At 67.6% G+C, this 19,203-nt stretch carries 17 protein-coding genes; 9 read left to right on the top strand and 8 right to left on the bottom strand.

All coding sequences use genetic code 11. The features are described 5' to 3' along the window. Positions 1 to 79 precede the first annotated feature (79 nt). Entirely contained in the window at positions 80 to 301 is a 222-nt protein-coding gene (locus tag OG326_RS25220; RefSeq protein WP_327139593.1) for a hypothetical protein, read from the top strand. Further along, on the top strand, positions 298 to 1,521 hold the full coding sequence (locus tag OG326_RS25225; RefSeq protein WP_327139594.1) for a hypothetical protein: 1,224 nt from the start codon (positions 298 to 300) through the stop codon (positions 1,519 to 1,521). The genes OG326_RS25220 and OG326_RS25225 overlap by 4 nt, the downstream gene beginning before the upstream one ends. A 48-nt stretch (positions 1,522 to 1,569) precedes the next feature. On the opposite strand, the gene OG326_RS25230 is transcribed toward OG326_RS25225, so the two are convergent. Then, on the bottom strand, positions 1,570 to 2,439 hold the full coding sequence (locus OG326_RS25230; protein ID WP_327139595.1) for an NAD(P)-dependent oxidoreductase: 870 nt from the start codon (positions 2,437 to 2,439) through the stop codon (positions 1,570 to 1,572). 140 nt (positions 2,440 to 2,579) lie between these two features. On the opposite strand from OG326_RS25230, the gene OG326_RS25235 reads away from it, so the two are divergent. Further along, positions 2,580 to 2,936, top strand: a complete 357-nt coding sequence (locus tag OG326_RS25235) for a winged helix-turn-helix transcriptional regulator (RefSeq protein ID WP_327139596.1) — start codon at positions 2,580 to 2,582, stop codon at positions 2,934 to 2,936. Between the two features lie 262 nt (positions 2,937 to 3,198). On the opposite strand, the gene OG326_RS25240 is transcribed toward OG326_RS25235, so the two are convergent. The 3 genes from OG326_RS25240 to OG326_RS25250 all read right to left on the bottom strand — a co-directional run bounded on the left by OG326_RS25240 (position 3,199) and on the right by OG326_RS25250 (position 7,794). Further along, complete coding sequence (locus OG326_RS25240; protein ID WP_327139597.1) at positions 3,199 to 4,647, bottom strand: FAD-dependent oxidoreductase; 1,449 nt, start codon at positions 4,645 to 4,647, stop codon at positions 3,199 to 3,201. 464 nt (positions 4,648 to 5,111) lie between these two features. Then, positions 5,112 to 6,650: an FAD-dependent monooxygenase gene (locus OG326_RS25245; protein ID WP_327139598.1), complete on the bottom strand. Its 1,539-nt coding sequence runs from the start codon at positions 6,648 to 6,650 to the stop codon at positions 5,112 to 5,114. A 166-nt stretch (positions 6,651 to 6,816) separates the two neighbouring features. Next, a complete protein-coding gene (locus OG326_RS25250; protein WP_327139599.1) occupies positions 6,817 to 7,794 on the bottom strand; it encodes a phospholipid scramblase-related protein in 978 nt (325 codons plus the stop codon). A 177-nt stretch (positions 7,795 to 7,971) separates the two neighbouring features. Here OG326_RS25250 and OG326_RS25255 point away from each other — a divergent pair, with 177 nt between their 5' ends. The 3 genes from OG326_RS25255 (at position 7,972) to OG326_RS25265 (ending at position 11,271) form a co-directional block, all read left to right on the top strand. Beyond that, positions 7,972 to 9,189: a hypothetical protein gene (locus OG326_RS25255; RefSeq protein ID WP_327139600.1), complete on the top strand. Its 1,218-nt coding sequence runs from the start codon at positions 7,972 to 7,974 to the stop codon at positions 9,187 to 9,189. Between the two features lie 153 nt (positions 9,190 to 9,342). Beyond that, on the top strand, positions 9,343 to 10,692 hold the full coding sequence (locus tag OG326_RS25260; protein ID WP_327139601.1) for a M20/M25/M40 family metallo-hydrolase: 1,350 nt from the start codon (positions 9,343 to 9,345) through the stop codon (positions 10,690 to 10,692). Positions 10,693 to 10,734: 42 nt separating this feature from the next. Beyond that, positions 10,735 to 11,271, top strand: coding sequence for a YbhB/YbcL family Raf kinase inhibitor-like protein (locus tag OG326_RS25265; RefSeq protein WP_327139602.1), 537 nt, complete (start codon positions 10,735 to 10,737; stop codon positions 11,269 to 11,271). A gap of 122 nt (positions 11,272 to 11,393) precedes the next feature. Here OG326_RS25265 and OG326_RS25270 read toward each other — a convergent pair whose 3' ends face one another. After that, entirely contained in the window at positions 11,394 to 13,223 is a 1,830-nt protein-coding gene (locus OG326_RS25270) for an AMP-dependent synthetase/ligase (RefSeq protein ID WP_327139603.1), read from the bottom strand. A gap of 169 nt (positions 13,224 to 13,392) precedes the next feature. Further along, positions 13,393 to 14,271 carry a GTP cyclohydrolase II RibA gene (gene ribA, locus OG326_RS25275; RefSeq protein WP_327146573.1) on the bottom strand — a complete coding sequence of 293 codons (879 nt, stop codon included), beginning with the start codon at positions 14,269 to 14,271 and terminating at the stop codon, positions 13,393 to 13,395. 205 nt (positions 14,272 to 14,476) lie between these two features. On the opposite strand from ribA, the gene OG326_RS25280 reads away from it, so the two are divergent. Next, entirely contained in the window at positions 14,477 to 15,091 is a 615-nt protein-coding gene (locus tag OG326_RS25280; protein ID WP_327139604.1) for a GTP cyclohydrolase, read from the top strand. Between the two features lie 6 nt (positions 15,092 to 15,097). Here the strand turns inward: OG326_RS25280 and OG326_RS25285 are convergent, their stop codons facing one another. Continuing rightward, positions 15,098 to 16,654, bottom strand: coding sequence for a carbohydrate kinase family protein (locus OG326_RS25285; protein WP_327139605.1), 1,557 nt, complete (start codon positions 16,652 to 16,654; stop codon positions 15,098 to 15,100). 557 nt (positions 16,655 to 17,211) lie between these two features. Here OG326_RS25285 and OG326_RS25290 point away from each other — a divergent pair. Both OG326_RS25290 and OG326_RS25295 read left to right on the top strand, forming a co-directional pair. Continuing rightward, positions 17,212 to 17,487, top strand: coding sequence for a hypothetical protein (locus OG326_RS25290; protein WP_327139606.1), 276 nt, complete (start codon positions 17,212 to 17,214; stop codon positions 17,485 to 17,487). A gap of 167 nt (positions 17,488 to 17,654) precedes the next feature. Continuing rightward, the gene (locus OG326_RS25295) at positions 17,655 to 18,071 is read left to right on the top strand and encodes a hypothetical protein (protein ID WP_327139607.1); all 417 of its coding nucleotides are present in this window, start codon (positions 17,655 to 17,657) and stop codon (positions 18,069 to 18,071) included. Positions 18,072 to 18,105: 34 nt separating this feature from the next. Here OG326_RS25295 and OG326_RS25300 read toward each other — a convergent pair whose 3' ends face one another. Further along, a complete protein-coding gene (locus OG326_RS25300) occupies positions 18,106 to 19,185 on the bottom strand; it encodes a quinone-dependent dihydroorotate dehydrogenase (protein ID WP_327146574.1) in 1,080 nt (359 codons plus the stop codon). Positions 19,186 to 19,203: the final 18 nt, after the last annotated feature.

Genomic DNA, 19,203 nt, shown 5'->3' on the forward strand with positions numbered 1-19,203 from the left:
GCGGTGCAGGCGATCTTGGTACACCTTGGTACACGAAAACCGGAGTGATCCGGGTCATTCGGGGAACAGGGGACACATCGTGGAAGCCAGAGCCGAACTCGAGCGGGAACTGGGTGGGCCACTGGCTGCGCTCGATCTGCTGTCGGAAGCCGAAACCGCCGATCTGCTGCAGGTTTTCCGGCAGGCGCAGCGCACCGAGACCTCCGATATGGTCGAGGCGGTCGACAAGACCGTCAGCGCACTGCCGTGGCCCCTGAGCACCGCGGCCAAGAAGATCATGTTCGGGAACAAGCTCGGATGAGCGATCTGGTCACCCGGGCGCAGCTCACGCTGCTGTCGCGGACGCTGCACGTACCCGTGGAACGGCTCGAACACCTCGAGAAGCTCGGTGCGCAGAACCTGCACGAACTGCAGGAGCGCATGGCGAAAGTGATCTTCGCCCAGCACAATGCGACATTCTCGCGACTGAGCATGCTGGTGCCGGTCATTCCGCTGAGTATTTCGCTGCCGTTGGTGCAGCGCATCGTCCCGCCGATGATCGCGGGGCGGGCGGCCGGTGCGATCGGTGTCGATCATCCGCGTAAGGCGGCCGAGGCGGTCGGCATGCTCACACCCTCGTATGCCGCCGACGGTGCGCCGTACCTGGATCCGCACACCGTGGGGCAGCTCGCGGAGGTGGCGCCGCCGGGACCGGTCGTCGCGATCGTGAACGAAATGCTGCGGCGCAAGGACTATGTGACCGCCGGGCCGTTCCTCGCCTATGCCACACCGGAATTGATTCGGGCGGTGGAGCAGGGCACCGACGACGATGAGGGATTGATCCGCTCGGCGGCGTACGCCTACTCCAGCGAGAGCATCAGCATGGTGGTGCGGCTGCTGCTCGACGGGCTCGGACAGCGGATTCCACGGCTGGTGCAGACCATGATCAACGGTTCCACCGAACTGCAACTCGCCGCGCTGTCGGTGTTCTCGCGCTGCGAACGCGATGTGATCGCGGGTATCGGCGACGTCCTGTTCGATACCGGGTCCGCCCAGGAGATCGGTGCGCTGGTGCGTGCCTTCGTCGCCGCCGGTGCGATGCCGGAGACGCTGCGGTTCATCGGCGAGTTCAGCCCGGCCGCGCTGGATCTGCTCGCGGCCAATCCCGTGATCGGTGAACCGGAGACGATCGATGCCGTGGCGGCCGTGATCGACGGCAATACCGAGCCGGTGGTGTGGCGGGGGCTGCTGGAATTGGCCGAACGCGTCGATCCGGTGATCGCGCGCCGCCTCGGCGGGAAGGTGTCGCGGTTCGACAGTACGGTGCTGGCGCAGGTGCCCGGCGTGCTGACCGCCGCGCACCTGTGGCCACCGCTGCTGCGCGTGCTGGCGGTCGCCGAGCCCGACGCACAGTCGCGGATCGGGGAGGCGTGGTCGGGGCTGCCCGATGCGGAGCGACAGGAGATGTTGCAGCGCATTGCGGATCTGGGCCTGGGCGAACAACTTTCGGCGTTGATGGCGACCTTGCAGATCACGCACTGAGGGCAACGCCGCAACACTCCCGAGCGAGCACGCGGGACGTGCTGGTACTCAGCGCAATTCCTCGACCGTGCGCGCGAACGCGGCCGCACCGTGGCCAGCGCTGACCTGCCGATTCACCAGTGCGGCAAGCGGATCGAGCAGGACCGGGTCGATGCCCGCATCCTGCGTGGCGCGCACGATGGCGTCCAGGCCCGACTTCTGGAACGCCAGATCCTGCACCTCGGTGACATAGTCGCCGGAGTCGATCGCGCGGGCGTATCCCGGCAGGCCGCGCACCATCGCGGTCAGCCAGGGGACCGCGCGCTCGGCGAATTGCGTCGCGGTGATTCCGGCGGAACCGGCCATGGCCGAGCCGTGGAAGAAGCCGCCGAACATCTGGTACATGTTGGCCAGCAGTGCGAAATCCCAGAGCGCAGCCAGACCGGGATCCGGGCCGACATAGTCTGCGGCGCCGAGCAGTTCGAGAGTGGTGCGGTGCGCGTGCAGGACCTCGGGGGAGCCGCTGTAGAGGATCGACGAGCCGGGATTGCCGATCATGGGCGGTACGGCCATGATGCCGCCGTCCAGGAATTCGATGCCGTGCGCGGCGGCCCACCCCGCCAGCTCCCGGGATTGTTCGGGGCTGGTGCTGGTCAGGTTGATCCAGTCCCGGCCCGCGAGATCGGCGGCCACCGGATCCAAGGTCTCGTGCACCGATGCGTGATCGAGCAGCACGGTGAGGAGCAGCCCTGGTCCGGCGGCCGCCGCGGCCACCGAGTCGGCCCGGATTGCCCCGGCTGCCACCAGCTCTCGGTCCTTGCCCGCGCTGCGATTCCACACCGTGGTCGGCACCCCCGCCCGCACGAATGCGGCGGCCAGCGCCCGGCCCATCGCCCCGAGCCCGAGCACAGTGACCGGGCTGTCGTGAAAGTTCGTCATAACGGAGACTCCTTCGATTCGGCGCTGCCCGCATCGGCGCGCTGGAATCGAGGCTGCCCGCCGCGACGTTGGGCAACAAGTACGCACTAATTTCTCCGACACTGACCCAAAAGTGAGTATCCAGCTAGCGAGGACGGGCAATGGGCGCAAAGAGATACGGGCCATACTTCTGCGGCATCGACGCCGCCATGGATGTTGTCGGCGGCAAATGGAAATCCCTCATCCTCTGGGAACTGCACGAACACGGCACCCGCCGCTTCGGCGAACTGCGCCGCGCCCTCCCCGGAGTCTCCGAGAAAATGCTCAACCAGCAACTACGCGAACTGACCGAAGACGGCATCGTCCACCGCGAACTCCACCCCGAAATCCCACCCCGCGTGGACTACTCGCTCACTGAAGAAGGCGCCGCTCTCAACACCGCGCTCGCCCCACTCGGCGCCTGGGGCACCCGCCGCATCAACCGCATCAACGCACCCCGAGTCCACGCAACCACCTAGCCGCGCCGGAAAGCACTCACGAGAGCCGTCCCCACGCCACCAAGATCACCAGGAACTGGTGGCGCTATCGCGCGACACCCTCCCGCCACCAGTTCCTGGTCGACGAGGTACACCCGGTGAGGACCCCCGACGACCAGTTGCTAGCAGCGAGTGCAGCTTTGCGTCAGCACCACGCATCACCGCGAGCCGACACCCGGTCGTCGAGGGGGCTCTGGTGGTGGGGTTTTGCGGCGTGTCGCCTCCCTCAGAGCCCGCTCGGCGTTCAGGGGTGGTGGGTGGCGGCGTGGTGGCCGGCGGTGCGGCCGAAGGCCAGGGCGTCGGCGATGTGGAAGCCGCCGTCTTTGGACCAGGAGTAGGTGGAGCTGAGGTTGCCGGCGGCGTAGAGGGCGGGGATTACTTCGCCGGAAGGGTCCAGGACTTGGGCGTTTTCATTGCGGCGGGGGCCGCCGTTGCTCCAGGCCAGGATCGGGGCGGAGGGGAAGGCGTAGTAGGGGGGTTCGGTGAGGGGGACGAGGGTGCGGGGGTGGCGGGAGAATTGGTCGTCGGCGCCGGCGGCGCAGGCGGCGTTGTAGCGGTCGACGGTGTGCTGCAGGGTGTTCGGGTCCATGTCGAGCAGGGCGGCGAGTTCGGGGAGGGCGTCGGCGCGGTGGATCCAGCCCTTGTCGATTTCGGCGGAGTTGTCGGGGCTCCAGTCGTAGCCTTCGATCTGCTGGGCCCAGCTGACCGCGAGGACGTCGCGGCCGGGGACGATGGGCCCTGCGCGGCGGGCGGATTCGTCGAAGAGGATGACCATCGGCTCGGTGGGGAACAGCTGATAGCTGCCGTGGATGCGGGCGTGGCCGTGGCGCAGGGCGACGGTTTCATTGCAGCAGCGGCGGCCGTCGCGGCCGAGGTAGATGTAGCCCTTGGAGTACGGGAACGCGGTGTAGAAACCGGCTTCGTAACCGGGAGCGCGTAATCCGGGCAGGGTCATCATATTCGCCATATGCCACAGGTCGGCGCCGGCCTTGAGCGCCATGCGGTGGCCGTCGCCGGTGGCGGCGGGGGATCCCCAGATCACCGGATCGGTGAGGCCGAGGTGATCGCGCACCATGGCGGGATCCGCCTCGAAACCGCCGGTGGCCAGGACGATTCCGCGGCGGGCGCGGATTCGCAGGCCGGTCTCGTCCGCGGTGGCCGCCAGCACCCCGGTGATCACACCGTCATCGACCACCAATTCCCGTGCGGGAGTCTGCAATCGCACCTCGATGCCCCGGCTGCGCACGGCCTCGGCGAGCGCGGCCCACAGCAGGCCGCCGCCCATTGTGCCGTCCACCCCGATCCAGCCGGTCATGACATCGCTGCCCTCGAGCTCGGGATATTCCGGCGGCGCCGGCACCGCCAATCCGACCGTGATGCCCAGGCTCTGCATCCATTCGGTATTGCGCGCGGTCTCCCGCGCCCATGCCTGGACCACCGGCTCCGGGATCGGCCGCCCCGCACTGAGACTGCGCAGATACGTCGCGGCCCGCTCCGGAGCGCGATTGTCGAACCACACCGCCCCCGACACCCGGGTACTGCCGCCCTCCCGCCCGGCCGCCATCTTCTCCAGCACCAGTACCTGCGCCCCGGCGTCGTGCGCGGCGATAGCGGCCGAGCATCCCGCCGCCCCGAAACCCACTACGACAACATCGGTTTCGACATCCCAACCACGGGATCCGGATTCGCTCATGACGGCACTGCCCTTCCGTTCGTCCTCCTGCGAACGGTCCCAGACCACACCCCTCGCGAAAACGCCCCTCCCACTGAGCGGGACCGCCCGCACCGCATCGCCCTGCGCTGCGCGCACAAGCCTTCGCACGAGTAAGCCGGGCGGCCACCCCTGAATCGCGCCCTACACTGCACCGGGCACCTGTGCCGACCAAGTCGTCACAGTGGGACGTTCTGCGTCACCGAGGGCGACCCCGTCACCGACACCACCGCCTTGACCGGGTTATGAGCATTCGCACAGCGAGTCGGCCGCGCCCCCACTAGATCACCTCCCTCGCAGCGGCCGACAGCTGCGCCGAGCAAATGGTCACCGTTGGCGGCCGCGCGATGAGGCGCGGCTAGATCCGGCCTCAGCGGTCAAAAATCGGGGCTGCGCGGCATATTTTGCGCTGTGGGGGAGGTTTTCGACCGCTCAGGCCGGGCGAATCAGCCCACGGCGGGCAGGGGGGTGCCGAACCAGCGGGTGAGGGCTTCGGGGAGGCCGTCGAGGGTGGGGGTGTCGGCGGCCCAGGCGACGATGCCGTCGGGGCGCACGAGCAGGGCCGAGAGTGCGCGGGGTTGCGCTGGTTTGGCGGTGACGACGGTGAGGCGGTCGGGCCAGCGGGCGGCTGTCGCGCGGAGTTCGGCGGAGTCGGTCAGATCGAGGAGGATGCCGGCGCCGGTGGCGAAGTGCTCGCTCAGGCGGGTGCCGTCGGTGAGTTCGATATCGGGGGTGGCCGCGCCGGTGAGGGGGTGCGAGCCGCCGAGATCGTAGCGGTGCAGGATGCCGGAGATCTTGGTGAAGATCGTGGTGGCGGCATCGGGGGTGGCCAGCAGTTCGGCGGCGACGGTGCGCAGGGCGCGGCTGCGCGGGTCGGTGCGCATGAGGGCGACCTGTGCGCGAGTCCAGTCCAGCACCCACGCGCCGATCGGATGGCGCTCGGTGGTGTAGGTGTCGAGCAGGTCGGCGCCGGCCCAGCCGCGCACGACGCCCGCCAGTTTCCAGCCGAGGTTGACCGCATCCCCGACGCCCAGGTTCAGACCCTGGCCGCCGAAGGGCGAATGCACATGGGCGGCATCGCCTGCCAGCAGGACGCGGCCCTTGCGATAGTTCGGGACCTGGCGCGTGTTGTCGGTGAAGCGAGTTGCCGAGAGCACCTTGGTAATACGGACATCCACGCCGGTGACGCGCCGGAAACTGCCTTCGAGTTCTTCGGCGGTGACGGGGGTGACGCGGTCGGCGGGCGGGCCGTCGAGTTCGACGGTCAGGAAGCGGCCGGGCATCGGGCCGTAGACGTAGATGCCGGTGGGGGTGGTGTGCCAGCCGGGCCGCACCTGCTCGGCGCCGGTCATCTCCACGATCGCCTGCCGTCCGGTGATCTCCGGATCGAGGCCGGGGAAGTCGAACCCGGCAAGTTTGCGGACCGTGCTGCGCCCGCCGTCGCAGCCGACCAGCCAGCCGGCGCGCACGATCCGGGCGCCGCAGTCGACGGTGACGCCGATACCGTCATCGGCGAAACCGGTCACCTCCACCCCGCGCCGCACCTCCACCCCGAGCTCCGCGGCACGGCGCGCGAGAATCGCCTCGATACCCTGCTGGGAGATGAACCAGTTCTCGGCGGCCGGACCGAGGTCGGCGAAGACCGGATCCTCGAAGTCGATAAGGCTGGTATCGAGCATGATCCCGGCGAAATGCCCGGCCGCACGCTGCGTTCCGGCCGTCGGAGCCGCCAGCCCCGCATCGCGGCGGAACGTTGCGAACTGCGCCATCGTGGCCTGCTGCTGCGCCTGCAGATCGGGCAGTAATCCGCGCCGGGCCAGCGCCTGCGCCGTGGGCACATTGATCGCGCCCGCCTTGACGGTTCGATCGGGTTCGGACAGCCGTTCCACCACAAGCACATCCACCCCGGCCAACCGCAATTCGCACGCCAGCATCAGCCCGACCGGTCCGGCTCCCACTACCACCACATCGTGTGTCTCGTTCATGAGAGCCACTGTGCCGAGCAGCGATTACCTGCCGCTTGCGCTGCCTTGCACGACACTTGCGCCCCGCCGCGCCAACCTTGCACGACTACCGCGCAGGTGTACGACGCCCGCGCCGCCGGGGCGCGGCGGGCTCAGTTTTCGGTGCCGGCCGCGCCGGGACGGGGCGTCAGTTCCAGCCGCGGGAGTCCTGTTTCAGGGCGGTATCGATGGCCAGGCCAGAGGCCACGACCATCGACAGCAGCGGCTGGGGGAGTTGGTGGTGGATCTGCACGACGTAGTTGTCGGCGGTGGTGAACATGTTCTTGAGCAGGCCCTCCCAGGTCTTGGTGATGCGGGCGACCTCCTGACCGGTGTGGTCGTGGATGGCGAAATTCCAGGCGCGCCAGTTCTCGGCGCGAATGCCGCCTATTTGCTGACCGTTCACCACAAAGGAGAAGTTGATCTTGCCGATCATGTTCTCCTGGATGATCTCACCGATCGGGGCGCCACTGCCGTGCTCGATCAGGAAGCGGGACTTGAGAATCTTGGCCGGGCGGGTGACCCGCAGCAGGGTCTGGCCGTGCCCGTCGCGGATCTCCAGCTTGTGGGTCATGAACTGGTCGTAGCTGGACATGAAGCGCACGGCCTTCTTGAGCGCGCTCTGCCCGACCTCCACCACCGCGCCGATCTGGCGGCCGTTCTGGTCGAAAACGCTGTACTCATTGGCCATTTCGATGAGCTTGACCTTCTGGTTCACCACCAGGATCGGCTCGGTGAACACGGTGCCGCCGCCGGTCTGCGCGGCGTTCACCCCGGCCTGCTGCTGCACCTGGCGCTGGATATCGGCGGGATTGTTCGCCGCACCGACCTCGAGCTCCCACGGGTGCGCATCGCTGCGCTGCTGATACTGCTGCTGACCGGACTGCTGCACGTTCTGCTGCTGGCCCTGCGCGTATTGCTGCTGCGGCTGCTGACCGTACTGCTGTTGGCCCGGTTGTTGCTGGCTGTACTGCTGCTGCCCCTGCGGCTGCTGGGGTACCTGCGGTTGCTGCGGCTTCGCCGGGTGTTGCTGCGGCTGGGTGTGATTCGTCCATTGGCTGCCGTCCCACCACCGCAGGACGGCAGAACCTGGACTCTCGGGGTACCAACCCGGGGGATGACTCATGGCCGCATCCTAACGAGCTACTGAGAGTCTGCACCTTTTGCCTTTTTCGCCGCATCTGCCCGCCTATGATGAGCGGTCGAATACGGGGAGCCCGGCCACGGGCTCCGAGGACGGGGAAAGTATGTCTGCCACAGTCGAATTCGCCTATGGCGGAACGCCACCGACCCGGGCCGGCCTATGACCGATCTGGTGACCCGCGCACAGCTGGTACTCCTGGCAAGGACCCTGCACGTCCCGGTCGAACGGCTCGCCCATCTGGAACGCCTGGGCGCGGCCCGGCTGCACGAACTGCAGCAGCGCATGTCCGGCGCGCTCTTCGACCAGCACACACCGGTTTTCGAACGCATCAGCGCGCTGGTGCCGATCATTCCGCTGAGCATTTCCATCCCCATCGTGCAGCGCATGGTGCCGCCCACCATGACCGGGCGCGCGGCGGGCGCGGTCGGCGTGCAGCATCCGGGCAAGGCGGTGGATGCGCTGCTGCGGTTGAGCATCAACTATGCCGCCGACTGCGCGCCCTATCTGGATCCGCGCACGGTCGGTCAGCTCGCCGGGGACGCCCCGACCGCACCGGTCATCGCCATCGTGAACGAACTGCTGCGCCGGCGCGACTACATCACCGCCGGGCCGTTCCTCGCCTATGCCACACCCGAATTGGTGCGCGCGGTCGAGGAGGGCGTCCCCGATGACGAGGGCCTGATCCAGTCGGCCGCCTACGCCTACTCCGGTGAGAGCATCAGCGCCATTGTGCGGCAACTGCTCTCGGGTCCGGGGCACCGGGTGCCGAAGCTGCTGGGCACCGTGCTCAATGGCGCCGAGCAGCTGCGGCTGGCGGCGCTGTCGGTCTTCGCCCGCTGCGCCCCCGATGTCGTCGAGGCGGTCGGTGACATCCTCTTCGAGGTCGCGCCGCCCTCGGCCATCGCCGATCTGCTCACCACCTTCCTGGCCGGCGGCGCCACCGACGACCTGCTGCGCTTCGCCGGTCAGCTCAGCCCGTCCGCCCTGACGCGCCTGGCCTTCAACCCCGTGATCGGCGAGAACGCCGAAGCCCTGATCGCCGCCGTCGACGGCAGCAGCGAATTGGCCCTGTGGCGCGGAGTGCTGGAACCACTGGCCCGCACCCCCGCCGAAGTACGCCGCCGCGCCGGCACCCGCCTGGCCCAGCTGGACCCCTCGACCCTGATCATGCTGCCCGCCATCGCCCAGGCCGCGCGCCTGTGGGCGCCCCTGCTGTGGGTGCTGGCCGCCACCGATGTCGACGTGCAGGCCCATATCGGCGAGCTCTGGGCCACCTCCACCCGCCTCGATCCGGAGATCCTGGAACGCCGCATCGCCGACCAGAACCTCGACTCCCTGCTGGCCACCCTCACCATGACCCTGCGCGTGCTGCGCTGACCATCAGGTGCGCGGTGCGGACCGGGTCGCGGATGGAAACCCTTGTGCGAAGGATGATTCGAATTCGTGTGGGCGGGGCTCACCTGCGCGGGCGACACCGCGGCGCGACGGGGCCCGGGGGCGGCGGGGCAGTGAGGTGGTAGGAAAGGGGACGTGTCCGAAACTGGCGAACCTCGCACGTCCCGTGCCGTCTCCGAGGTAGTGGACCTGGTCAGCACGCTGATCCGGTTCGATACCTCCAATACCGGCGAACTCGCGACCACCAAGGGTGAGCGCGAATGCGCGCAATGGGTGGCCGATCAACTGCATCAGGCCGGGTACACCACCGAGTATGTGGAGTCCGGCGCGGACGGGCGCGGCAATGTGTTCGCGCGCCTGAAGGGTGCGGACTCGAGCCGGGGTGCGCTCATGATGCACGGGCATCTGGATGTGGTGCCCGCCGAGGCCGGCGACTGGAGTGTGCACCCGTTCTCCGGCGCCGTCCAGGACGGCTACGTCTGGGGCCGCGGCGCGGTCGATATGAAGGATATGGTCGGCATGATGCTGGCCGTGGCCCGGCAGTTCAAGATCGAGGGCACGGTGCCGCCGCGCGATATCGTCTTCGCCTTCCTGGCCGATGAGGAGAACGGCGGCCGCTGGGGTTCGCAGTGGCTGGTGGACAATCGGCCCGATCTGTTCGCCGGCATCACCGAGGCGGTCGGGGAGGTCGGCGGGTTCTCGCTGACCGTGCCGCGCCCGGACGGCAGTGAGCGGCGGCTGTATCTGGTCGAGACCGCGGAGAAGGGGCTGGGCTGGATGCGGTTGCGCGCCAAGGCCCGTGCCGGGCACGGCTCGTTCCTGCACGAGGACAATGCCGTCACCATTCTGGCGCAGGCGGTGGCGCGCCTGGGCACCCACACCTTCCCGCTCGTGGTGTCCGACTCGGTGGCCGAATTCCTGGCCGCGGTCACCGAGGAGTCCGGACTGCAGTTCGAACCCGGCAGCCCGGATATCGAAGGGCAGCTGGCCAAGCTGGGCACCATCTCCCGCATTATCGGAGCCACCCTGCGCGATACCGCCAATCCGACCATGCTGCAGGCCGGATACAAGGCCAATGTGATTCCGCAGACCGCCGAGGCCGTCATCGACTGCCGCGTGGTGCCGGGCCGGCAGGCCGAATTCGAGAAGGAGGTCGACGCGCTCATCGGCCCCGATGTCGAGCGGGAGTGGATCACCAAACTCGACTCGTACGAAACGACGTTCGACGGGCACCTGGTCGATGCCATGAACGCCGCCATCCTCGCGCACGATCCGGACGGGCGCACCGTGCCCTACATGCTCTCGGGCGGCACCGATGCGAAAGCCTTCGCGCGGATAGGGATTCGCTGCTTCGGCTTCGCACCGCTGCAGCTGCCCCCGGAGCTGGACTTCACCGCCCTGTTCCACGGCGTCGACGAGCGGGTTCCGGTGGCATCGCTGGAATTCGGGGCGAGCGTGCTGGAACACTTCCTGCTGAACTGCTGAGCCGACCTGAACCGCTGAGCCGACTTTTCGAGAGGACATCGCGTGCCCGACTACTCCTATAACCCCTACGCCCCGCTGCCGCAGCTGCCCGAGTTCACCCTCACCTCGAGCGATATCACCGAAGGGCAGCCGCTGCACCTGGATCAGGTCAGCGCGCTCGCCGGCGCCGGTGGCAAGGATATTTCCCCGCAGCTGAGCTGGTCCGGATTCCCCGCGGAGACAAAGAGTTTCACCGTCACCGTCTTCGACCCGGACGCACCGACCGCCTCGGGTTTCTGGCACTGGGTGGTGGCCAATATCCCCGCCACCACCACCGGCCTCGAGACCGGCCAGGGCAGCAAGGGCGGGGCCCTGCCCGAGGGCGCGGTCGTGCTGCGCAATGACGCGGGCCTGCACGAATACACCGGCGCGTTCCCGCCCGCGCAGCACGGACCGCACCGCTACTTCGTGGTCGTGCACGCGGTCGGCGTGGACAAGCTCGAGGTCGACGAGAGCGCCTCACCCGCCTACCTGGGCTTCAACCTGTTCCTCAATGCCATCGGCCGCGCGACTCTGATCGGCACGCACGAGCAGAAGTAGAGTGTCCGGCCGTGCATCCCGGCCGAAAGCATGCCGGGATGACGGGCGTCTCGATATGACTGTGGCCCTGGACAATTGGTCCAGGGCCACAGTCATATCCGGTGCCGATCAGGCAGTGCCGATCAGGACAGGTTCACCACATTGTCCGGGGCGGGGGTGGTGTAGAGCGCGGCGATCTCGGCCGCGTACTTGCTGGTGATCGGGTTGCGCTTGAGCTTGAGGGTGGGGGTCAGCTCGTCACCGCCGGGCTCCCAGCCCCGATCGATGAGGATGAAGCGCTTGATCTGTTCCACGCGGGCGAGTTTCGTATTGGCGGCGGCCACCGCGGCCTTCACCTCGGCGATGATCTCCGGGCGTGCCGAGAGCGTCTTCAGATCGGCCTCCGGGATGCCCAGGGCCTTGGCGCGCACGGCGGCGGTATCGGGGTCGAGCACGATGAGCGCGGCGATGTACGGCTTGGCCTCACCGATCGCCACCACCTGGCCGACCAGCGAGGACGCCGAGGTCACGGTGTTCTCGATATTGGTGGGCGAGAGGTTCTTTCCCGCCTCGGTGATGATGAGTTCCTTCTTGCGATCGACGATGGTGACGTACCCGTCGCCGTCGATGGTCGCCACATCACCGGTGTGCAGCCAGCCGTCGCCGTCGATGGCCTCCTTGGTCTTCTCCGGCATCTTGCGGTACCCGTGGGTGACGATATCGCCGCGCAGCAGCAGCTCGCCGTCCTCGCCGAGGCGGATCTCGGTGCCCTGCAGCGGGATTCCGACGGTACCGGGCTTGGGCTTGTTCATCGGGGTGTAGGTGCCGACGCCGGAGGTTTCCGACATGCCCCACACCTCGGTGACCACGAACCCGAGCCCGAGCATGTACTCGAGGGTCTCCGGCGGAATGGCCGCCGCGCCCGAGGCCGCGACCTTCAGTTCACCGAAACCCAAGGCCTCCCGCAGTTTCGACAGCACCAGGGCATCGGCGAGCTTGTGCTGCACATCCAGCAGCAGCCCGCGCCCGTTGCCGGACAGATCGGCGCGCGCGGCACTGATACCGACGCCGATGGCCCAGTTCGCCAGCGCCTTCTTCACCGGGCTGGGCTCGGTGGCGAGTTTGGCGTCGATACCGGCCTTGATCTTCTGCCACACCCGCGGCACGCCGAAGAAGGCGGTAGGGCGGGCATCGGGCAGGGCGGCGGCGATTTCGCGCGGGTCCGGCACGCAGGTCATCTGCACACCGGTGAACAGATTGGCGCAGTGCCCGGAAATGCGGTCTGCCACATGGGCGGCCGGCAGATACGACACCGAGCGGTCGTCGAGGCCGACCGTCAGCGGGCCCGAGACCAGTCCCACGATCTGCGCGACCACATTGCGATGGGTCAGCTCCACACCCTTGGACGGGCCGGTGGTGCCGGAGGTGTAGATGAGCGTGGCGACATCGTCGGCCTTGACCGCCTGCCACGCGGCATCGAAGTCGAAATCGGCGGCGGGCGCGGCCTCCACCTCGGCGAGGGTGAGGGTGCCCGCGGCAGAGCCCTCGACCAGCACGATGTGCTCGAGTTCCACACCCGCACCGCGCACGGCGTCCAGGAATGCCGGTTCGGTGATCACGATCTTGTTCTCGGCATTGGTGAACAGATGCGCGATCTGCTCGGCCGAGGAGGTGTTGTAGATCGAGAACGGGGTCGCGCCCAGATGCAGGGCAGCGGTGTCGACCAGATTGAACTCGGGACGGTTGGTCAGCATGATGCCCACGGTGTCGCCCTGCGTGACCCCGATTCCGGCCAGCCCCGCCGCAATGCTGCGCACGTGCTGCCCGTATTCGCGCCAGGTGATCTCCCGGGTGCCCCCGACGGTGCGGATCGCGACCTGCTCCGGACGCAGCGTCAGCGTCTGCTGGAACGCCGCCGGAATCGTGAAGACCGTTTTGCCCGATTTGTGCGGATAGCCGATGTCTGTCGTCATAACCCTTTTCCGATTGCCTCTCGCTTCACCCGCCACCCGCATGCACCCATTCGACCTGCGAGAACCTCGACGTCCGAGAAGACACCCAACCGACCCACGCACATGGCCACACGCCCTGCTGTGGCGCGGCTCACTCAGCTTAGCCAGAAAGTCGCGCCTGTGTCGCGCGCTACATCTGCTCCGCTGTGGCCGAAGCCCGCGCACGCCGGTGCGGGCCCGACAGGCGCCGTATCGCCGTTCGGGAGCGAATCCATGCGGTCGCAGCCGCGGGATGGGTCAGCATCCATGCCATCAGCACCACGCTCTGACTGGCCACGACAACCTCCCGCCCGGCGAAGAACGGCGCCGCCAGCGCGCCGCCGACCATGGCCGTCCCCAGGATTCGCCTGCCCCAGATGGCTACTCGCCACGCCAGCCGCGAGGGCAGCCGATGACCGCCGAGCCGCCGCTTGGCCTCCAGATAGGCGAGCGCGCGCGCACTGCGCGGCACCGTGGTCAGCGGAACCGGAGTGACGGCCAGTCCTGATCGGCGCAGTGCCTGCGCCTTGCCCGGATTGTTGGTCAGCAGGCGCACCGACCCCGGGCCGAGTGCGGCGAGAAATTCAGCGGCCTGCCTGTAGCAGCGCGTATCGTCCTCGACCGCGAGAATGCGGTAGCTGGCGTAGGTGTCGACCCGTCGCAACTGGGTGATGCGCAGTCCCTTCGCCTTCGTGATCAGGCCCGCGCCACGACCCTCCTGCTCGAGATAGATCAGGACGCCGACACCCTCGGACTGAATTCGGTTCATGGCCAGCTGCAGTTCGGGACCGCAATCACAATCCTGGGACTCGAGCGCGTCGCCGTAGAGGCACCGCGAGTGGATTCGGACCAGTGGATCGGAGTGCACCTCGGGATCGCCGAACAGGAGCGCGTGCCCGGCCGCACCACGGTCATCGAATTCCACCACGCGCACCCGCAATTCCGAGCCCCTGCGGGTCAATTGGTGCTCGGTCTGCGCGGCGAGTCGATCTGGCTCATTCTGAACTGGCGCTCGGGACGGAGAGGACACGTCGGACACGACTGAGCTGCCAAGGATGGTCGGCACGGCAGAACCGTACAGCCGACAGGCCGATTATGCCTGTCAAACGAGCACTCGAATTTGCCGAAAATTCGCCGACCTGCGCATATGCGTCGAATGTCGCAATATCCGCAGTCGGTCGACCTACCATTCTGGGACGGCCGGTTGCTCAGCGAAAAGTGTTCCAGGACAGGTCATGTGGACCAATCTCAACCATGCGAGCCACTGGTGCACCCGCGACGGCCGCGAACTGCGGGTGCGGGTGACCGATATTCGCGCCGGCCAGGACTCCGGTCATGTCCTGGCCTTCGGTTCGATCTCCGACGGTTGCCTGGTCAGAATCCACTCCCGGTGCCTGTACGGCGAATCGCTGGGCTTTCAGGATTGCGACTGCAAGCCGCAGCTCGATCGCTCACTCGACCTCATTCAGGCGGAAGGATCGGGCATCCTGGTCTACCTCGAGCAGGAGGGGCGCGGACACGGCCTGCTCGCCAAGGCGCGTGGTTACGGTGAGAGCGAACGCACCGGGCTGGATACCTTCGCCAGCTTTCTGTCGCTGGGTTACTCCGCCGACGATCGCCAGTACACCCACGCGGCACAGGCTTTGGTGGATCTGGGCCTCACGGCCGTGCAGCTGCTCACCAACAATCCGCACAAGCTCAGCGCGGTCGCCAATGTGGGCATCCGTGCCACGGTGGTGCCACTGCGCACGCACCCGCGCACGGCGCGCGAGCGTGAGTATCAGGAGGCCAAGCGCATGTACGGGCACTGGATTCCCACCGACCGCGTGCCGTGGGCGGTGAACTTCTAGCCGCGCTCAGCGGTGCAGGTTGCCGGCTACGTCCCGGACGGTCGCGGCGGCGGAATCCTCGGCGTCGGCGAGCTTGTCGATGGCCTCGATCCTCGGCATGGAGGCCGGGATGCTCGAAATATCCTCTCGCGCAGAGACCGCCGCCGCGGCCCACTCCACAGTGCGCTCATCGTCGTGCCGGCGCTGCGCCGCATCGACCGGACGCACCCGCGTCACCAAGCGGTAGATCAAGGCGGAGATGAAGGCCGGTGACATTCCCGGCGCGCGGACGAGCGGCCCCGCGGAGCGCACCGACGACGGCAGCGAGCCCGAACCCGGTGCGCCGGACGGAAACTGCGCGACGATGCTTTCGCGGTCGCGAAAGTGAATGGCGCACTGCGACCCATCGATCACCACAACGGCGCCGACCTGCAGCTCGAGCAGTTCCCGGGTGGTGTCGGCACAGGTGCCGCCCGGCCGCATACCGGCCAGTTCGTCCGCGGTGCCGATGAGATAGTCGACCTTGCCCAGCAGTGCCAGCACCCGCTCCGAGAGCTGTCGCGGCGGCGAGGCATTGACCAGCAGCCACGGCGGGGACTGTGGCTGCGACGCCGCGTCGATGACTTCGGCCATGACCTCGTCCGATTGCTCGAAGGTCAGCAGGACCGCCGCCGACGCGCGCAGCGCCTGGCGAATCGGATCGTCGATATCGCGGGCGGCGAACCAGATTCGATCCTGTTTGTTGGCAATCGAGGTGTAACTGCCGTCGTGCGACATGATGACGGTGGCCACCGGAGTGCGGTATCCGGAGATCACCGGTATCAGGCTGGTATCGACATTCTCGCTGTGCAGGTAGGTGAGGATCTTCTCGCCGTTGTCGTCATTGCTGACCGCGGCGAACAGGCGCGCGTCGAGCTCGAGACGCGCCAGCGCCACCGCGCGGTTGAGTCCTTTGCCGCCGGGGTGCTCGTCGAAATCGCCGAACAGCGAGGAGCCCGGCCGGGGGAAGGTCTCGACCGTGTGAATGCGGTCCCAGGCCGCATCACCGACCACGACCACCGTCGAGCGCGCCTGCGCGCCTGCGACTTCTGCTGCCGGAACCACGGATTCGGAGATGAGCAACGTGCTGAGCGCGGTGAACGCCTCCGTCTCGGGAGCGCCCGCCCGCAGCGCCCGCGCGGTCGGTGTGGATCGCTCCGCGGGAGCGCGCACCGCTTCGTAGAGCACCTGCCAGTTCTCCGCCAGACAGCGCCGGCGCATGCCCAGGTTCGGACCATACAACCGGTCCGCGAGTGCGGAGGGAAGCACGGCCGACAACATTTCCAGGCACAGCTCGGCGTCGATGATCAGTTGATCTGTCGCAGCGAGTCTTCCGGCGAGGTAGCGGATCGCATGGGGGAGGGCTTCCACGGGCGTCGTCCCGGCCAGATGCGCGTAGCGGCGCACGATCACCAGCTTCAACAGCGGGCCGATATCGACACTGAGGTTGCGCTCCCCCCGCATGCCCGAGAGCTTGCGCAGCCGCTCGAGAATCCCGCGTACCGCATGAACATCGATGCTGTGCGGAGGACTCGGAGTCGTCATACCGCCCTCACCTCCCACTCGAATGCACCCGCACCGCAGACTGATTCGAGGCCGGGCCGGTAGGTCGCCGGGGAAGGGTCCGCGACACAATGCGGCGTTCTCGATGAATCGTTCGCAGGGCGGCAGAGTGTGCGCTGCCGCCCCAACGATACCGCCGAACATGTTTACCGACCAGGTAAAACGTCAATCCCGCTGAGACAAAGGCAAATGCCGCGAAATGTCCGGCAAATGCCATACTGGAGTTGGCGAAGTTTCGCCCCCACCAGACGGTTTCGGAGGTCCTGGTGTACGGAGTGATTTTCCTGGTCCGGCATTTCCGGCGGCGGCGCGCAGCGGCGAGCGAATCCGATACCGAGTCCGAGATCGCATTCACCGGCTAGACCGGCGACATTTCCCCCGGCGCAGCGAAACCGTCCCTCCGTCGTCGCCCGCTCCATCCACGCAGACCACACGTGGGTAGCGACATCTCCAGCCGATCACCACATTTCGATCGGCTCCTTCCGGCATCCCGGACTCCGGGCGCCCGCGACGACACCCTCACCCACAGGGAGACCGTCGTGATTTATGAGAGCAGTCGTTCGATCACCAGCAGTACCTGTCCCGAATGGGCGCGCCGGCGCGCCGATGCCGGCGAACCGGCCTGGATAGTGAGCTGGTGGCCGGAGGTGTTGTTGACCTGTGGACAGGCCAGGGATGCAATGGAACTGGCCGAGTTGTGCAGTGGGCCGGTGGAGCCGGGTGCGCGGGCGGAGGCGCTGGCCGGGGAATTGGGAACCTCGGTGAAACATGTCATGGCGGTGCTGCATCAGCGGATGATGGAGCGGGGCAGATGAGCGCAGACCTCACCGGCGAGGCCGCACAGTGATACGCGGACGGGTGGGGAGTTGCCGTATGTAGCAAGGAAATTCCCGGCATATCGGGCGATTCGGGATGTGGTGAAATACCGACCGCTCGGTAATCGATGAAGAACAAATACAGTTCGCCCAGGGAGGACCCAGCAGTGACAATCGATATCAATCAGCGGGAGATGACCAGTGACATCACCCCCGAATTCGCGCGGCGCGCACAGGGGGAGGAGGTGTGGTGTCTGAGCTGGCTACCCGAACAGCGACTGACCCGGGAACAGGCGCATGCCGGAATGGAATTGGACGAAATCCTGTCCGATCCGGACGTGGTCTTCGACGATGCCGCACACTCCGAAGCCGCCGAACGCGCCGCCCGGCTGGGCATCCTGGTCGAGCACGCGGTGGTCGTGCTGGCGCAGCGCCTGGCCGAGCGCATGCACCACCAGACCCTGCCGCCCTGCGTCACCGACGCCGCACTGCCGCCGCTGCCCGAGCCGATGCTGGCCGGCTGGTTCTCCGCGACCTACGCGCCCGCCACCACGGGCGCGCGCTCGCAGCACCTGTGGGCGTGAGCTCCCCGCACGAAGGGGCCTGACCGGAGAGTGATCAGGCCCGGGCGGTGTGCCCCGCACCGACCGCCTCGGACAGGCTGGCATAACCGTGCGCGCGCAGCTTGACGGCCAGACCGCGATGAATACGGCGGGCCCACAGCGGACCGCCGTAGATGAACCCCGTGAAGCCTTGCAGCAGTGAGGCTCCGGCGAGAACGCGCTCCCACGCCTGCTCGGCGGTCTCGATACCGCCGACCGAGATGAGCACTAGGCGATCGCCCACCCGGGCATACAGCCGCCGCAGCACCTCGAGGGACCGGTCCGCGACCGGCGGACCCGACAGCCCGCCCGCACCCAGCGCGGCGACCTGCTCGGCATCGGTGCGCAACCCGTCCCGGCGAATCGTGGTGTTGGTGGCCACGATTCCGGCCAGACCCAGCTCCACCGCGAGATCGGCCACCGCATCGATGTCCTCGTCGGACAGGTCCGGGGCGATCTTCACCAGCACCGGCACCGTCACACTGTCCAGGACCGCCTGCAGCAGCGGGCGCAGCGAATCGACCGCTTGCAGATCACGCAGGCCCGGGGTGTTCGGGGAACTGACGTTCACGACCACAAAATCGGCCAGCGGGCCCAGCAGTTTCGCGCTGATGGCGTAATCGGCGGCGGCATCGGCGGCTTCGACGATCTTGGTCTTGCCGATGTTCGCGCCGATCGGAATACCACCGGGGCGGCGCGTGGCCAGATACCGCGCGGCCGCTTCGGCGCCGTGATTGTTGAAGCCCATGCGATTGATCAGCGCCCGGTCCGCGGGCAGCCGGAACAGCCGCGGCGCCGGATTGCCCGGCTGCGCCTGCGCGGTGACCGTGCCGATCTCGGCATAGCCGAAACCGAGCGGACCCCACGTATCGGCGCCCTCGGCGTTCTTGTCGAACCCGGCCGCCATCCCCAGCGGGCTCGGGAAATCCACCCCGAACACCCGTGAGGCCAGCACCGGATCCTGCGCCACCAGCAGTTTCGAGGTCACCCAGCGGCCCGGCGCGAACCGGGTCGAGAGCTTCATCGCACCGAAGGCCAGATGGTGGATGCGTTCCGGCGGGAGCAGGAACATCACCTTCAGCAGCAGGGCATACAGGCGCTCGCCGATATTCGT

This window comes from Nocardia sp. NBC_01327 (assembly GCF_035958815.1).
In the GTDB taxonomy this organism is placed as follows: Bacteria; Actinomycetota; Actinomycetes; order Mycobacteriales; family Mycobacteriaceae; genus Nocardia.

Excerpts from the sequence above, each read along its gene's own strand:
- OG326_RS25230 (WP_327139595.1), bottom strand. The coding sequence starts at position 2,439 with ATGACGAACTTTCACGACAGCCCGGTCACTGTGCTCGGGCTCGGGGCG.
- OG326_RS25280 (WP_327139604.1), top strand. The coding sequence starts at position 14,477 with ATGTGGACCAATCTCAACCATGCGAGCCACTGGTGCACCCGCGACGGC.
- OG326_RS25270 (WP_327139603.1), bottom strand. The coding sequence starts at position 13,223 with ATGACGACAGACATCGGCTATCCGCACAAATCGGGCAAAACGGTCTTC.
- OG326_RS25285 (WP_327139605.1), bottom strand. The coding sequence starts at position 16,654 with ATGACGACTCCGAGTCCTCCGCACAGCATCGATGTTCATGCGGTACGC.
- OG326_RS25225 (WP_327139594.1), top strand. The coding sequence starts at position 298 with ATGAGCGATCTGGTCACCCGGGCGCAGCTCACGCTGCTGTCGCGGACG.
- OG326_RS25255 (WP_327139600.1), top strand. The coding sequence starts at position 7,972 with ATGACCGATCTGGTGACCCGCGCACAGCTGGTACTCCTGGCAAGGACC.
- OG326_RS25250 (WP_327139599.1), bottom strand. The coding sequence starts at position 7,794 with ATGAGTCATCCCCCGGGTTGGTACCCCGAGAGTCCAGGTTCTGCCGTC.
- OG326_RS25245 (WP_327139598.1), bottom strand. The coding sequence starts at position 6,650 with ATGAACGAGACACACGATGTGGTGGTAGTGGGAGCCGGACCGGTCGGG.
- OG326_RS25240 (WP_327139597.1), bottom strand. The coding sequence starts at position 4,647 with ATGAGCGAATCCGGATCCCGTGGTTGGGATGTCGAAACCGATGTTGTC.
- OG326_RS25235 (WP_327139596.1), top strand. The coding sequence starts at position 2,580 with ATGGGCGCAAAGAGATACGGGCCATACTTCTGCGGCATCGACGCCGCC.